13 protein-coding genes and 1 pseudogene are annotated in these 14,072 nt (G+C 68.5%); 4 read left to right on the top strand and 10 right to left on the bottom strand.

What is annotated here, in order from left to right; genetic code table 11:
* Positions 1-5: 5 nt before the first annotated feature.
* Together AC07OQ_RS17350 and AC07OQ_RS17355 are read right to left on the bottom strand one after the other, a co-directional pair.
* On the bottom strand, positions 6-389 hold the full coding sequence (locus AC07OQ_RS17350; protein ID WP_495054384.1) for a type II toxin-antitoxin system VapC family toxin: 384 nt from the start codon (positions 387-389) through the stop codon (positions 6-8).
* Between the two features lie 9 nt (positions 390-398).
* Positions 399-614, bottom strand: a complete 216-nt coding sequence (locus AC07OQ_RS17355) for a type II toxin-antitoxin system VapB family antitoxin (protein WP_495054385.1) — start codon at positions 612-614, stop codon at positions 399-401.
* A gap of 98 nt (positions 615-712) precedes the next feature.
* Between AC07OQ_RS17355 and AC07OQ_RS17360 the strand changes: the two are divergent.
* Both AC07OQ_RS17360 and AC07OQ_RS17365 read left to right on the top strand, forming a co-directional pair.
* Positions 713-951 (top strand): annotated as a pseudogene (locus AC07OQ_RS17360) (addiction module antidote protein).
* 455 nt (positions 952-1,406) lie between these two features.
* Positions 1,407-2,213 carry an endonuclease NucS domain-containing protein gene (locus tag AC07OQ_RS17365; protein WP_495054386.1) on the top strand — a complete coding sequence of 269 codons (807 nt, stop codon included), beginning with the start codon at positions 1,407-1,409 and terminating at the stop codon, positions 2,211-2,213.
* Between the two features lie 120 nt (positions 2,214-2,333).
* On the opposite strand, the gene argG is transcribed toward AC07OQ_RS17365, so the two are convergent.
* From argG to AC07OQ_RS17385, 4 genes are all read right to left on the bottom strand, one after another.
* A complete protein-coding gene (gene argG, locus AC07OQ_RS17370) occupies positions 2,334-3,677 on the bottom strand; it encodes an argininosuccinate synthase (protein ID WP_495054387.1) in 1,344 nt (447 codons plus the stop codon).
* A gap of 87 nt (positions 3,678-3,764) precedes the next feature.
* Positions 3,765-5,588 carry a DEAD/DEAH box helicase gene (locus AC07OQ_RS17375; protein ID WP_495054388.1) on the bottom strand — a complete coding sequence of 608 codons (1,824 nt, stop codon included), beginning with the start codon at positions 5,586-5,588 and terminating at the stop codon, positions 3,765-3,767.
* A gap of 114 nt (positions 5,589-5,702) precedes the next feature.
* Complete coding sequence (locus tag AC07OQ_RS17380; RefSeq protein ID WP_495054389.1) at positions 5,703-6,293, bottom strand: IMPACT family protein; 591 nt, start codon at positions 6,291-6,293, stop codon at positions 5,703-5,705.
* Between the two features lie 36 nt (positions 6,294-6,329).
* Positions 6,330-7,109 (bottom strand): substrate-binding periplasmic protein, encoded by a 780-nt coding sequence (locus AC07OQ_RS17385; protein ID WP_495054390.1) that lies wholly within the window; start codon positions 7,107-7,109, stop codon positions 6,330-6,332.
* 99 nt (positions 7,110-7,208) lie between these two features.
* On the opposite strand from AC07OQ_RS17385, the gene tgt reads away from it, so the two are divergent.
* Both tgt and AC07OQ_RS17395 read left to right on the top strand, forming a co-directional pair.
* A complete protein-coding gene (gene tgt / locus AC07OQ_RS17390; RefSeq protein WP_495054391.1) occupies positions 7,209-8,336 on the top strand; it encodes a tRNA guanosine(34) transglycosylase Tgt in 1,128 nt (375 codons plus the stop codon).
* A 41-nt stretch (positions 8,337-8,377) separates the two neighbouring features.
* Positions 8,378-8,875 carry a hypothetical protein gene (locus AC07OQ_RS17395; protein ID WP_495054392.1) on the top strand — a complete coding sequence of 166 codons (498 nt, stop codon included), beginning with the start codon at positions 8,378-8,380 and terminating at the stop codon, positions 8,873-8,875.
* A gap of 284 nt (positions 8,876-9,159) precedes the next feature.
* Here the strand turns inward: AC07OQ_RS17395 and AC07OQ_RS17400 are convergent, their stop codons facing one another.
* The 4 genes from AC07OQ_RS17400 to AC07OQ_RS17415 all read right to left on the bottom strand — a co-directional run bounded on the left by AC07OQ_RS17400 (position 9,160) and on the right by AC07OQ_RS17415 (position 14,015).
* Positions 9,160-9,831 (bottom strand): CAAX prenyl protease-related protein, encoded by a 672-nt coding sequence (locus tag AC07OQ_RS17400; RefSeq protein WP_495054393.1) that lies wholly within the window; start codon positions 9,829-9,831, stop codon positions 9,160-9,162.
* Between the two features lie 43 nt (positions 9,832-9,874).
* Positions 9,875-10,633 carry an SDR family oxidoreductase gene (locus AC07OQ_RS17405; protein ID WP_495054394.1) on the bottom strand — a complete coding sequence of 253 codons (759 nt, stop codon included), beginning with the start codon at positions 10,631-10,633 and terminating at the stop codon, positions 9,875-9,877.
* Between the two features lie 132 nt (positions 10,634-10,765).
* Complete coding sequence (locus AC07OQ_RS17410; RefSeq protein WP_495054395.1) at positions 10,766-12,391, bottom strand: GGDEF domain-containing protein; 1,626 nt, start codon at positions 12,389-12,391, stop codon at positions 10,766-10,768.
* A gap of 97 nt (positions 12,392-12,488) precedes the next feature.
* Positions 12,489-14,015 carry a CoA-acylating methylmalonate-semialdehyde dehydrogenase gene (locus AC07OQ_RS17415; protein WP_495054396.1) on the bottom strand — a complete coding sequence of 509 codons (1,527 nt, stop codon included), beginning with the start codon at positions 14,013-14,015 and terminating at the stop codon, positions 12,489-12,491.
* Positions 14,016-14,072 lie beyond the last annotated feature (57 nt).

The following is a 14,072-nucleotide window of genomic DNA, read 5'->3' on the forward strand; positions in this document are numbered from 1 at the left end:
TGAGTTCAGTGAGAGGCAGCCTGGTGCACCGCGCCATAGCGTTCGGCCAGGGTAGCCAGCCGCCGGTCCAGCGTCCACAGTTCGGCCCCCGGGGTCAGCCTCACCGAGGCCAGCAGCGTCAGGTCGATCAGCCCGCAGCCCCGGCCATAGAGCCGTTCCTTTTCCACCCAGGCCAGCACCTCGTCGATGCTGGCCTGCTGCGCCGGTTCCAGCAGCCGGATGTCGCCGAGGGTGCGGGCGCGTTCGGGCGGCGTGCCGCAGGCCAGTTCGCCCCAGATCAGCGGATGGGTCAGGGCCGCATCGGCCAGCAGCAAGCCGACCAGATGCTCGCTGCGCTGGCGGAAATGGGCGACCCAGACGGAGGTGTCGATTAGGACGGTGCGGCTCATGCGGCCGGCTCACGACGGGCTGGTTGTTTCTTCCTGCGCGCGTTCGCGCGGAATGTCCGGCATTTCCGGGGCCGCCGAGCCCAGCGCAGCCAGTCGGGCGGCGGCCCGCACGCGCACAAAGGTCTTCACCGCCTCGCGGAACAGATCGGCCTTGTCCATCGCCGGATCGGCTAGCTCCAATGCCTTCGCATACAACTCGTCCTCGATCGTGACCGTGGTTCTCATAGCGGGCCTTCGTCATCAAGATTGATGCGATACTGCATCAGATGGGGTGGCGGGTCAAGCCGGTACGGCGCGCCGAAACCCTGAAGACCGGAGACGACATCCATGCCTATATCGAGGCGGTGATGGAAGAGGGCGGCGATGACCTGCGTTCATTACCCATGCGCTGGGCGTCGTGGCGCGCGCCCGCAATATGAGCCAGCTGGCCCGCGATGCCGGCATGAGCCGCGAGGGTGTCTACAAGGCGCTGTCGGACGACGGCAACCCGAGCTTTGCCACGGTGGCCAGGCTGGCGCGGGCGCTGGGATTCAAGCTGGGGCTGGTGCTGGTGTCACGGTAGGGCGTTGCTTCCCGGCAGCGACTGAGGGCAGCTCTCCCAGATTCCGGAGCCGAACGTCGGTTGGGAAATGGAAGACCTGACCCTGAGGCCTCGGGATCAGGCCGACTGGGTGCTCTGCACTGCTCGTGTCCCCCGGCCTGCGGCCTCCTCCTTTACCTCGCCATGCAGAACACCCAGCCGGCCTGATCTGCCAACGGTCGTCGTGTTCTCAGGGAAGGGCAGAGCGCCTGTTGCCGAGGGCAGTGGGTGAGTGGCGCAGCGAGGTAAAGGAGGAGGCCGCAGGCCGGGGGACAGGAGCGAAGTCACTTGCCGCTGGCCTCGGCGCTCCGCTGGGTTGTGGGAAGCGGGAGACCTGACCCCCGCGCCGGACCGGGGAAAGCGAGTGTGTGCCGTTCTTTCGTTCGTCTATCCATCTGATCAAATCGGCATTTCAACCAAACCAGCGGGGAGACAGCGTGGCGCGAACGATCTATGAGAAGCCGACGAGGGCGTTACTGAAGGACATGCTCTCTGATTGGAATTTGAAGCCCGGTGAGACATTCGCCGCGCAACGAGCCATTGACTGGTTCGCGCAACACTATCCGAAGCTCAAGCCCGGCAGCATTCATGCGCATTTGGTTCAGGCTTCAACCAACGACCGGAGCAGATTGCATCATCCGGCAACCAACGCCACGGACGATCTGTTGTTCAAGGTCGGAGCACGTGAGTACCGGCGTTACGACCCGGTTACTGATCCAGCACCGCTGCACCAAGCTGGCAAGGTCGAGATTGCAGGCACTAGCGGCAGGATGGTGTCCTTGACCGACGAAGACGACGATGCGGGTGCGGCCATTGATGCGGCGCTTGCCGGCTCCTCGCAGTTCGCCCTGGAGAAAGACCTTCAACGGTACTTGGCGGACAACCTGCAGCTCATTGAGTCGGGACTGACGCTTTTCCAGGACGAGGAAATCACTGGGTTTGAGTACCCCGCTGGCGGTGGTCGTCGTATCGACATCCTGGCCAAGGATCGATCAGGTGGATTTGTCGTGCTGGAGCTAAAGGTTGAAAAAGGCTATGACCGGGTGGTCGGTCAATTGCTGCGCTATGTCAACTGGGTGCGCAGAGAGCTTGCAGAGCCAGGGCAGCGCGTGCGAGGCATCATTGTTTGCAGAACCATGTCTGAGGATCTGATTTTGGCCTGTGCTGGCATCGCGGATGTGGAGCTCTTTGAGTACCGGCTTCAAGTGACGGTGTCAAAGGTGCCACCCCTTGAGCTTTCCTGATGTTCGGATTTCTCAAGAGGAAAGGATGGCATCCAGCGCATCAGCTGGGCCCCACCGACAGCTCTAAGCAAACGGCCACCCAAAGGCGGCCGTCTTTCATCGCAGAGCAGAACCTGAAATTCAGTCCTTCCCGCCCCCAGTCAGCAACTGCACGCTCCCCTCACTCTGGCTCCCCAGCAGCCCGGTGCTCGTGTAGATGCCCAGCTTGGCGCGGGTGTCCGTGATGTCCAGATTCCGCATCGTCAGCTGCCCGATCCGGTCGGCCGGCGTGAAGGCGGCGTCCTCGACCTTCTCCATCGACAGGCGCTCCGGCGCATAGGTCAGGTTAGCGCTGACCGTGTCCATGATCGAGTAGTCATTGCCGCGGCGCAACTCCAAGGTCACCTCGCCGGTGATCGCGCGGGCGACCCAGCGCTGGGCGGTCTCGCGCAGCATCAGGCATTGCGGGTCGAACCAGCGGCCCTGGTAGAGCAGGCGGCCGAGCTTCATGCCGTTCATGCGGTACTGCTCGATCGTGTCCTCGTTGTGGATGCCGGTCACCAGGCGCTCGTAGGCGATGTGCAGCAGGGCCATGCCAGGGGCCTCGTAGATGCCGCGGCTCTTGGCCTCGATGATGCGGTTCTCGATCTGGTCGCACATGCCCAGGCCGTGGCGGCCGCCGATGCGGTTGGCTTCCATGAACAGCTCGACCGGGTTGGCGAACGTCTGGCCGTTCAGCGCCACCGGCACGCCTTCCTCGAAGCGCACGCTGACGGTCTCGGCCTTGATCGCCACCTCGTCCTTCCAGAAGGCCACGCCCATGATGGGCTTGACGATGTGCATGCCCGAGTTCAGGAACTCCAGGTCCTTGGCCTCGTGGGTGGCGCCCAGCATGTTGGAGTCGGTCGAGTAGGCCTTCTCCACGCTCATCTTGTAGTCGAAGCCGTGGGCGATCAGATACTCGCTCATCTCCTTGCGGCCGCCCAGCTCGTCGATGAACCGCTGGTCCAGCCAGGGCTTGTAGATCTTCAGCGCCGGGTTGGCCAGCAGGCCGTAGCGGTAGAAGCGCTCGATGTCGTTGCCCTTGTAGGTCGAGCCGTCGCCCCAGATGTTGACGCCGTCGTCGCGCATCGCCACCACCAGCGCCGTGCCGGTCACGGCGCGGCCGAGAGGCGTGGTGTTGAAGTAGGTGGCGCCGCCGCTCTTGATGTGGAAGGCGCCGCACTGGATCGCGGCGATGCCTTCGGCCACCAGCTGCGCGCGGCAGTCGATCAGGCGGGCGATCTCGGCGCCGTAGGCCAGGGCCTTGCGCGGGATCTCCTCGTAGTCGCTCTCGTCGGGCTGGCCCAGATTGGCCGTGTAGGCGCAGGGCACGGCACCCTTGCCGCGCATCCAGTGCACGGCGGCGCTGGTGTCCAGACCGCCGGAGAAAGCGATGCCGACGCGCTCGCCGGCGGGAATCTTTTGGAGAATGGTTGCGGACACGGGACTTCTCTCTTGCTTGCGCTGAAGGGGAAAGGGCAGGGGAAACACCCATTCTAGGCGGCCTTGCTCCCGCGCCCCTATCTTGGGCTAGGTGCCCAGGCGTGCGGCAAACGCCCCATTGCCGCCCAGGCCGAGCACCAGCTTGTGCGTTGCCCTTGTGGCCGCAACATAGAACACGCGGGCTGCCTCCTGCTCGTCCTGCCCCGGCGCCGGCAGATGCCCGACGCCCGGCAGGGCCACCACGGGGAACTCCAGGCCCTTGCTGACCTTCATGGTCATGATCTGGATCGTGTCGGCGCCGGGTCGGTAGTCGCCCGGGCGCTTGCGCATATTGATCGGCAGCCGGCGCTGAGCCAGCGCCGCGGCGCAGCGCTCCATGCTCTTCCAGTCGGTGCACAGCACGGCCATGTCGCCCCAGGCATGGCCCTCGTGATGGGCCTGCTTGAGCGCTTCGGCGATCGCATGGGCCTCATCGCGCGGGTCGGGCAGGCGGATCAGCAGCGGCGGCTCGCCGTCACGCCCGCAGCCGACGGGCTTGATGACGGGGATGCCGTCCTCGTCGCTGTCATCCGGCGTCAGCAGGTCGGCGGCCACGGTGGCGGCGAGCTGCAGGATCTGCCGGGTGTTGCGGTAGTTGATCTTCAGGATGGTGGTGCGGCCCTGGGCCTGGATGCCCACGCTCTTGAAGCTGAACTGCTTGCTGCGCCGGCGTTCGTAGATGCTCTGGGCGTCGTCGTAGAGCAGCAGCAGGCTGTTGGTGGCCGGATCGACCATCTGCGTGACCAGCTTGAGCCATTCCGGCGCAAAGTCGTGGCCCTCGTCGATCAGCACGGCCTGGTACTGACCGCCGGGAATCTGGCGGCGTTCCACACCGCGGATCACGCCTTGCACCAGGGCTTCGACATATTGCTGGCTGCCCATCTGCCCCGGCAGGGGCTGGCCGAAGGCGAGCAGCTGGTCGCGGCACCATTTGTGGAAATGCACGGCCTGCACGCGCCCGGCCAGCCCCTTTGCCGCCATCACGCTGGCCAGCTTGACGGCCAGCGGCTCGTTGAAGCACAGCACCAGGATCGGCTTGCTGCCCGGGCCGCCGGCGCGGGCCAGCACCTCGGCGCGGTAGCCCAGTATCATGGTCTTGCCGGAGCCGGCCACGCCATGGATCACGCGATGCCCGTCACCCAGTGAGCGGGCCAGCTGCTCCTGCTGCAGATCCATCACGCGCATGATGCTGGGCAGTTCCGCGTCGTCGCCCTGTGCTGCATCGTCGAACAGGGTGCCCTGGGTTTGCACGCGCACCTGTGGAAACATGATCCAGCGCACGCGATCGCGCTGCGGCAGGCTCATCACGCCGCGCATCATGTAGGGAAACATGTCCCACAGGCGGCTTTGCAGCGCCTCCGGATCGACGGACTCCAGCAGCTCGTCCTGGCAGATCGCCCGGTGCGGCTCGATCGCGTGCTGCAGCTCGGCGTCCTCGAACTGCTTGCGCGTGATGTTCGGGAACACCACGCCATAGCTCCAGGGGAACGCCAGTTGGCCCTGGTACCGCCCCTCGCCATGGACGAGCTGCGGGTCACGCTGCAGTGACTGCACGACCTGATGGGCGTACTGGCGGGCCTGCTCCAAGGGATTGAGCACGCGCTTGGGCTGGCCCTCGGCCAGGATCTCCCAGACCTGCTTGTCCGCCTTCAGCAGCGTGGGGAGGCGCCAGTCCTTGACCTCCAGCACCAGGATGCCGCGGCGCGGATGCAGGATGCAGAAATCGGGGTGCGTGTTGCGCGGCCCCATCGGCACGTCGTACCAGAGCAGGTAGTCCTCGTCGAGCTTGGCTTCGAGGCGTTCGGCGAGTCGGCGCTCGCCGCTGGTCATGCGCGAGACACAGCTGCCCAGCGCCGGCATGAGTATGGCCACCGTGTATCCCGTCCCTGAGATGTTGTGGGTGTGGCCGATTATGAAAGCGAAGGTGGCCGAAGGGACAGCCCGCGCCGGCGCCACGAGCGGGATCTTTTCTCGCTACGGACCGCTTCAGTCCGCCTTGAGCCAGCCGATCTTCCCCTGTCCGGCCTCGTTGAGGCGCTCGACCAGCGCACCGGCCCGGTCCTCGGGCAGGGCAAGGCGCATCTCCACGAGCGCACCATGCCGCGCCTCCTGCAGGGTCGCACCACTCAGTTCCAGCTCGCGCCGCGCCAGGCCCTCCAGCGCATAGGGCAGGGTGCAGCGCAGCGTGATGCGCTTGACCATGGGCACCTTCTCGGCCGTCAGCAGGGCCTGGGCCACCGCGTCGGTATAGGCCCGCAGCAGGCCGCCGGCGCCCAGCTTGACGCCGCCGAAATAGCGCACCACGGTGGCCAGCACGCCCTCCAGGTCCTGATGCCGCAGCACCTCCAGCATCGGCCGGCCGGCGGTGCCGCCGGGCTCGCCGTCATCGTTGGCGGCGCTCTGCCCGCCGGCCAGCAGAGCCCAGCAGACATGGGCCGCACCCGGGTGCCGTTCACGCAGTTCCGCCACCCGCGCCAGCGCCGCGGCCCGGTCGGCGCAGGGCTCGACGCGGCCGAGGAAGCGGCTCTTCTTGATCGTCAGCTCGCTGTGGACGGGGGCGGCAAGGCTCTGGGGCATCGCCGCGATTGTCGCCGCCGGCGGCGGTGGACCCGCTCAGCGTGGCAGCCGCACCTGGCGCGCCATCTCCTCGCCGAGGTGACGGCGCAGGATGCGGTCGACCTCGCCCTCCTGCAGCAGGGCCTGCAGCGCGCGGTGCAGCCGCGCGCGGTCGGCGGCCCTGACCTGCTGGTGCGAGACCACCAGCGCGGCCTGCACCTCGTCCTGCGGCGCCCAGTCCTGCAGGCTGAACTCCTCCAGCCAGCCGGCGTCGGCGGGGCGCAGATTCATCGGATGCACCAGCACCAGCTCCACCCGCCCGGCGCGCAGCACGCGCAGCAGCGCATCGAAGTCGGCCACCTCGTAGACCCGGCCGCGGCCGCGCAGGCGCTCCAGCCAGGCGTCCAGGCGCTCCCCATGGCGGAAGCCCCGCACCACCCCGACGCGCAGCGAGCGGTCGGCCACGAAGGCCTCGGCCGAGTTCACGCGCTGCGCCAGGCTGAGCGGCAGCAGGGCGTGGTTGCGGGTGCGCGCATAGGGCCAGAACTCGGCCAGGCGCTCCCGCTCCGGCGTGGCGATGCCCGAGACCGTGATGTCCAGCTTGCCGCTGTTCATCAACGCCCAGGTGCGCACGCGCGATTCCAGGCTGCCCTGCAAGGTGCAGCCGCTGCGCTCGGCCAGCGCCGCGATCAGGTCGGCGTCCACGCCGGCGGGCTTGCCCGCGGCATCGCGGTAGTAGAAGGGACCGAAGCTGTAGAAGCCCACCCGGTAGGGGCCGCAGGCCAGGGCCGGCGGCGCGGAGAGCAGCAGCGTCATGGCCAGCAGCAGGGCGCGCATCACCGGCACCTCCTCGCTTGGATCCCCGCTGGGCCGCGGGTTCGACCACCCTGTGCGGGAAGTCTACGACCGCGGCCGTGCTGCGACAATCGCCCCATCATGCTGAAGTTCGACCTGCTCAAGACCGAAGGCCGCGCGCGCCGCGGCACGCTCACCCTCAACCATGGCCTGGTGCAGACCCCCATCTTCATGCCGGTGGGCACCTATGGCACGGTGAAGGGCGTGATGCCGCGCTCGCTGGAGGAGATGGGCGCGCAGATCATCCTGGGCAACACCTTCCACCTCTGGATGCGCCCGGGCCTGGACATCATGCAGCAGTTCGGCGGCCTGCATAAGTTCGAGTCCTGGGACAAGCCGATCCTGACCGACAGCGGCGGCTTCCAGGTCTGGAGCCTGGGCGAGATGCGCAAGATCAGCGAGGAGGGCGTCAAGTTCGCCTCGCCGGTGAACGGCGACAAGCTGTTCCTGACGCCCGAGATCTCGATGCAGATCCAGACCATCCTGAACAGCGACATCGTCATGCAGTTCGACGAGTGCACGCCCTACGAGACCAAGGGCCACATCACGACCGAGAAGGAAGCGCGGCTGTCGATGGAGATGAGCCTGCGCTGGGCCAAGCGTTGCCAGGACGAATTCGCGCGGCTCGCGAACCCGAACGCGCTGTTCGGCATCGTGCAGGGCGGCATGTTCGAGGGCCTGCGCGACGAGTCATTGGCCGGGCTGGCCGACCTGGACCTGCCGGGCTATGCGATCGGCGGCCTCTCGGTGGGCGAACCGAAGGCCGATATGCAGCGCGTGCTGGCCCATATCGGCCACCAACTGCCGGCCCACAAGCCGCGCTACCTGATGGGCGTGGGCACGCCGGAGGATCTGGTCGAGGGCGTGAGCCAGGGCATCGACATGTTCGACTGCGTGATGCCGACCCGCAATGCCCGCAACGGCCATCTGTTCACCCGCTTCGGCGACCTGCGCCTGCGCAACGCGCGCTACAAGACCGACGCCGCGCCGGTCGACGCGACCTGCGGCTGCTACTGCTGCGCCAACTTCAGCCGCGCCTATCTGCACCATCTGGACCGCTGCGGCGAGATGCTGGGCCCGATGCTGACCAGCGTGCACAACCTGCACTACTACCTGAACCTGATGCAGGAAGTGCGCGAGGCGCTGGATGCCGGCGCCTTCGCGGCCTTCGCGCAGAAGTTCGCCGCGGACCGGGCGCGCGGGGTCTAGCTAGCTAGCGCTCGCCGTCGCCCGGCCCGAGCATCATCATCATGCTGAAGGCCCTGCTCGCCCCGCTGCGTTGGCTGCTGCGTCTGCTGCTGGCCCTCGTCATCCTGTTCGAGGAATGGGGCTGGGAGCCGCTGCAGCGGGCGATGGCGGCGCTGGCCCGGCTGCCCCTGCTGCGCCGGCTGGAGGCCGGCATCCGGCGCCTGCCGCCCCATGCGGCGCTGGCGCTGCTGCTGCTGCCCAGCCTGCTGATCCTGCCCGTCAAGCTGCTGGCGCTGTGGCTGATCGCCAAGGGCAAGGCCCTGCTGGGGCTGGCGGTGATCGTGGCGGCCAAGCTGGTCGGCACCGCGGTGCTGGCGCGGCTCTTCCAGCTGATCCAGCCGGCGCTGCTGAGCCTGCCATGGTTCGTGCGGCTGTATGCGCGCTGGACGGCCTGGAAGGAGGCGCTGCTGGCCTGGGTGCGCGCCAGCGGGGTCTGGCGCCTGGCGCGGGCGCTGAAGCTGCGCCTGCGGCGCTGGCGCCAGCGCCCGCGCCATTCCTGATGCTCAGCCGGGGCGCTTGCGCGTCATGTTCTTGCCTTGGCAAGTTGGAGAGGGCATGGGTGACGAAGGGCAGGCAGATCAGCAGGCCCAGCAGGCAGACCCGCTGGATGCTGCTGAGGCCCAGGGGGTAGGGCACCATGGCATGGTGCGCGAGCTGGTCGAGCGCCCGCAGCGTGTGACCGGAGCTCGCGCGCCAGCATCTGCTGGACCAGAAGCGGCCCTACACGCTGGTGATGGGCGTGCGCTCCTGGGTGTTCGAGGCCTTCCGGTATCTGCAAAACCGGTCACCAGAATTCCCAGCGCCCGCTGATGACCACCCAGACGCCCAGCGTGCCGTTGGTCACCGCATGCGCGATCACCGCGGTCCAGAGCTTGCCGGTGCGCACATAGAGCCAGGCATAGGCCAGGCCGGCGATGATGGCGGCCAGCCACAGCGTGTGGGCCAGCATGAAGACGAAGGTGGACAGCACGATGGCCTTCAGCCCGGCCTGGCGCGGCTCGACGCGCTCGAACTGCGGGTTGGCGATCCAGCGCATCAGGAAGCTGCGCCAGAACAGCTCCTCCATCACCGGCACCAGCAGGGCCGCGCCGATCCAGCGCAGCGCGACCAGGGGCCAGATCAGCGCGCCGCCGGCATCCAGCGGCACGAAGTCGGCGGTGGGCTCGGCCAGCCGCATCCAGGGTGCGTCGAGCCGGATCCACAGCGCGAACACGATCAGGCCGACCGCGATGCTCCAGGCCAGCTCGCGCGCGTCCGGCAGGTTCTGGCGCGCCAGCTCGCCGTACTCGCGCCAGTACCAGGCCAGCAGGCCGCCCACCAGCAGCACCGACAGGCCGTAGATCCAGCGCGCGTCGAAGGCGAGGCCGGGACCCCCGGGCAGGGCGCCGCGCAGCGCCAGCAGGGCCATGAAGACGGCGAAGGGGACGCTGCGGGCGAGGGCCTGTTTGCTGATCATCGGCTCGGGGTCATGTCTTGCGCGGAAGATGCGCACCCCGAGCTTAGCGCCCTCCCGCGACATCCAGCATGGCGCCCACCGTGTAACTGGCCGCATCGGACAGCAGCCAGGCGATGGCCTCGGCGACCTCCTCGGCGCGGCCCAGGCGCTGGATCGGGATGCCTTTTGTGGCCTCGGCCAGCAGTGCCGGCAGCTGTTCGGCCGGGCGGCTGTCGGCATGGATCTCGGTGTCGATGATGCCGGGGCGCACGCCGTTGACGCGCACGCCCTCGCCGATCACCTCGCGCGCCAGGCCGACGGTCAGGCTGTCGATCGCGCCCTTGCTGGCGGCATAGTCCACATAGACGCCGGGCGAGCCCAGCACCGCGGCGCGCGAGCCGAGGTTGACGATGGCGCCGCCGGCCCCGCCATGGCGGGTACTCATGCGCCTGACCGCCTCGCGGCAGCACAGCAGGGTGCCGATCACATTGACGCCGAAGACGCGCTGCCAGCGCTCCAGGCTCATTTCGTCCAGGCGCTGCGCCGGCGCGACGATACCGGCGTTGTTGACCAGCCCGGTCAGGCGCCCCAGCCCGGCGTCGACGCGCTCGAACAGCGCCAGCACCCGGGCCTCGTCGGCCACATCGGCCTGCACGCAGATCACGCGCCGGCCATGGGCGGCCAGCAGCTCGGCAGCCAGCGCCTCGGCCGCGGCGGCGTCGCGCGCATAGCCCAGGGCCAGGTCATGCCCCTGCGCGGCCAGCAGCCTCGCGGTCGCCGCGCCGATGCCGCGGCCCGCGCCGGTGATCAGGGTGACGGGCATACGATCTCAAAGGTGGTGACGCCAGGACGAGGCCTGTTTTCCAAGGCGGGGCATCGCGGATCCGGCTTGGCCGGGCCGCCGATGCCGCCCCCTTGAGGGGGCCGGCGAAGCCGGTAGGGGGAGGTCTTCACCTCATGCCAGCGCCACCCGGTTGCGCCCGAGATGCTTGGCACGGTACATCGCGCTGTCGGCGCGCGCGATCAGCATGTCGGTGGCGAAGGGCGGGGTGCTGGCCAGGCCGATCGAAAGCGTCACCTCCAGGCCCGGCGCCAGGTCTTGCCAGGCATAGGCCTCGACGCGGTCGCGCAGGCGCTCGCAGACCTCGAAGGCGCGGTCGGCCACGGTGTCGGGGAACAGCACCAGGAATTCCTCGCCGCCGTAGCGCAGCAGCAGGTCGGTGCCGCGCGTGTTCTCGCGCAGCATCTGGGCCAGCTGCTGCAGCACGCGGTCGCCGACCGCATGGCCATGCTGGTCGTTGATGTTCTTGAAGCGGTCGGCGTCGATCAGGGCCAGGGTCAGGGTCTGGCCGCTGCGCTCGGCCTCGCGCAGCAAATCCGGCATGCGCGACTCCATGCAGCGGCGGTTGCCCAGGCCGGTCAATGGGTCCTGCTCGACATGGACCTCCAGCTCGGCGGCGCGCGCCTCGTGGCGGTCGGCGCGGGCACGCGCCTGCTCGGCCTCCAGCCGCGTGACGAAGAAGCGCGACTGCGCCATCAGCTGGGCGATCGCGCGGCGCCGCTCGATGCCTTGATAGATCTCGAACTGCCGCAGCGCCTCCTCGAACCGGCCCAGCGCCTGGGCGGCGCGGTAGAGCGCGTGGTGGGCGCGCAGCGCGGTGGCGGCCGGGGCGCGGTCGCCCATTTCCTGCTGCAGCAGGCGCAGATCCCGATAGGCGATTTCCGGCTGGCGGCGCAGCAGGCGCAGCTCGGCCAGCGAGCAGCGCAACCGCCAGGCCTGGGCCTCGTAGCCGCGCACGCGGGCCTGGTCCAGGTTCTGCTCCAGCAGGGCCTCGGCCTCCTCCAGCTGGCCGGCGTGCAGCAGGGCCTCGCCGAGATTGCCCTCGGTCATCACCAGCGGGAAGGGGTCGCCGAAGGCCTGGGCATGGGGCCGCACCTCGCGCGCATAGTGCAGCGCGCGGCTCAGCGCGTCGGCGCAGGCCGCGTCGTTGCCGCTGTCGCGCAGCAGGTAGAAGGCGCCCAGCGCCACGCCGCAGAGATTGTTCAGCGTGACCACATGCTCGTAGGGCGAGGCCTGGCCGCGGATCAGCACCGCGGCCTCGCCCATCAGGCGCTCGGCCTGCCAGGGGTCGCCCATGCGCTCGAAGGTGGCGCCCAGCGCGTTCAGCGACAGGGCGATCTGGCTCACGTCGGCCAGCTCCTGGGCCACGGCGCAGCCCTCGCTGGCGCTGCGCATCGCGGTGTCGAAGTCGCCGGTCTCGAAACCCGCCAGCGTCATCCAGCGCAGCAGCTCGCACAGCTCGGCGCTGGCGCCCTGGCCGCGCAGCAGCGGCAGCACCGCCTCGCCGGCGCGGATCAGCGGGGTCAGCGCGCCGCGGCGGTACAGGAAGAAGGCACGCAGCCGCCCGGCCTCGATCTGCTCGGCCGTGAAACCCTGGGCGCGCGCCAGCTCCCAGGCGCGCTGGGCCTGGGCCAGGCCTTCATCGAGCTGCGACTGGGTCTTGGCCAGGCGGGCGGCCGCCAGGCTCCGGCTCAAGGCCTCATCATCGGTACGGACCTCGCCGCGGACTGCTTCATGCATGGAGGCTGCCTGCTGCATCTGCTTACACGACAACAAAGATGCGAGGTTAGCCGATACGCGGCGGCTGGGGGCCGCATTGCGTACAAGAAGCAACAGCTCAGCGGCTGGTCGGCATCACGAATTCGGCTCCCTTGCCGATGCTGGCGGGCCAGCGCTGCATCACGCTCTTCTGCTTGGTGTAGAAGCGCACGCCTTCCTCGCCATAGGCATGCATGTCGCCGAACAGGCTCTTCTTCCAGCCGCCGAAGCCATGCCAGGCCATCGGCACCGGGATCGGCACATTGATGCCCACCATGCCGACCTGGATGCGGCGGGCGAACTCGCGCGCCACATTGCCGTCGCTGGTGAAGCAGGCCACGCCGTTGCCGAACTCATGGGCGTTGACCAGCTCGACCGCCTCGGCGAAGTCCTGCGCGCGCACGCAGGCCAGCACCGGGCCGAAGATCTCTTCCTGGTAGATGCGCATCGCGGGCGTCACATGGTCGAACAGGGTGCCGCCGGTGAAGAAGCCGTTCTCATGCCCCTCGACCTTGTGGCCGCGGCCGTCCACCACCAGCTCCGCCCCTTCCTGCACGCCGATGCCGATGTAGTTCTCGATGCGCTCGCGCGCCTCGCGCGTGACGATCGGGCCCATCTCGGCGTCCAGCTCCATGCCGTTCTTGATCTTCAGGCTGCGGGCGCGCTCGGCCAGCTTGGGGATGATCTTGTCGGCCACGTCGCCGACCAGCACCGCCACCGAGATCGCCATGCAGCGTTCGCCGGCCGAGCCGTAGGCCGCGCCGATCAGCGCGTCGACGGCCTGCTCGATGTCGGCATCGGGCATCACCACCATATGGTTCTTGGCGCCGCCCAGGGCCTGGACGCGCTTGCCGTTCCTGGCGCCGGTCTCGTAGATGTACTGCGCGATCGGCGTGGAACCGACGAAGGAGAGCGCCTTCACGTCGGGATGGTGCAAGAGCGCGTCGACCACCACCTTGTCGCCCTGCACGACGCTGAAGATGCCGTCCGGCAGGCCGGCCTGCTTGAACAGTTCGGCGATCAGCAGGCTGGGCGAGGGATCGCGCTCGCTGGGCTTGAGGATGAAGGCATTGCCGGTGGCGATCGCGACCGGCGCCATCCACATCGGCACCATGAAGGGGAAGTTGAAGGGCGTGATGCCGGCCACCACGCCCAGCGGCTGGCGCATCGTCCAGTTGTCGATGCCGGTGGAGACCTGCTCGGTGTAGTCGCCCTTCAAGAGCTGCGGCACGCCGCAGGCGAACTCGACGATGTCGATGCCGCGCGTCACCTCGCCCTGCGCGTCGGTGAAGACCTTGCCATGCTCGGCGGTGATCATCGCGGCGATCTCGTCGCGGTGCTTGTTCAGCAGCTCCAGGAACTTGAACATCACGCGGGCGCGCCGCAGCGGCGGCGCATCGGCCCAGGCGGGGAAGGCGGCCCGGGCGGCGGCCACGGCCTTGTCGACATCCGCCACGCTGCCCAGCTGCAGCTGGCGCGCCACCGCGCCGGTGCTGGGGTTGTAGACCGGCTGGCCGCGACCGGAGGTGGCCTCGGTGGGCACGCCGCCGATGAAATGGGTGATGTCGCGCCGGTCGGCGTAGGCGGGCGTGGCGGCGAGGGCCATGGCGGTCTCCTGAGGTCTTGGGAATGGATCGCTTCAGTCTAGGCTTCGGTCTGCCGC

This window comes from Roseateles sp. GW821-FHT09B06, assembly GCF_059418245.1.

Excerpts from the sequence above, each read along its gene's own strand:
- AC07OQ_RS17350 (WP_495054384.1), bottom strand. The coding sequence starts at position 389 with ATGAGCCGCACCGTCCTAATCGACACCTCCGTCTGGGTCGCCCATTTC.
- AC07OQ_RS17355 (WP_495054385.1), bottom strand. The coding sequence starts at position 614 with ATGAGAACCACGGTCACGATCGAGGACGAGTTGTATGCGAAGGCATTG.
- AC07OQ_RS17380 (WP_495054389.1), bottom strand. The coding sequence starts at position 6,293 with ATGCCCCAGAGCCTTGCCGCCCCCGTCCACAGCGAGCTGACGATCAAG.
- AC07OQ_RS17385 (WP_495054390.1), bottom strand. The coding sequence starts at position 7,109 with ATGCGCGCCCTGCTGCTGGCCATGACGCTGCTGCTCTCCGCGCCGCCG.
- tgt (WP_495054391.1), top strand. The coding sequence starts at position 7,209 with ATGCTGAAGTTCGACCTGCTCAAGACCGAAGGCCGCGCGCGCCGCGGC.
- AC07OQ_RS17395 (WP_495054392.1), top strand. The coding sequence starts at position 8,378 with ATGCTGAAGGCCCTGCTCGCCCCGCTGCGTTGGCTGCTGCGTCTGCTG.
- AC07OQ_RS17400 (WP_495054393.1), bottom strand. The coding sequence starts at position 9,831 with ATGATCAGCAAACAGGCCCTCGCCCGCAGCGTCCCCTTCGCCGTCTTC.
- AC07OQ_RS17405 (WP_495054394.1), bottom strand. The coding sequence starts at position 10,633 with ATGCCCGTCACCCTGATCACCGGCGCGGGCCGCGGCATCGGCGCGGCG.
- AC07OQ_RS17410 (WP_495054395.1), bottom strand. The coding sequence starts at position 12,391 with ATGCATGAAGCAGTCCGCGGCGAGGTCCGTACCGATGATGAGGCCTTG.
- AC07OQ_RS17415 (WP_495054396.1), bottom strand. The coding sequence starts at position 14,015 with ATGGCCCTCGCCGCCACGCCCGCCTACGCCGACCGGCGCGACATCACC.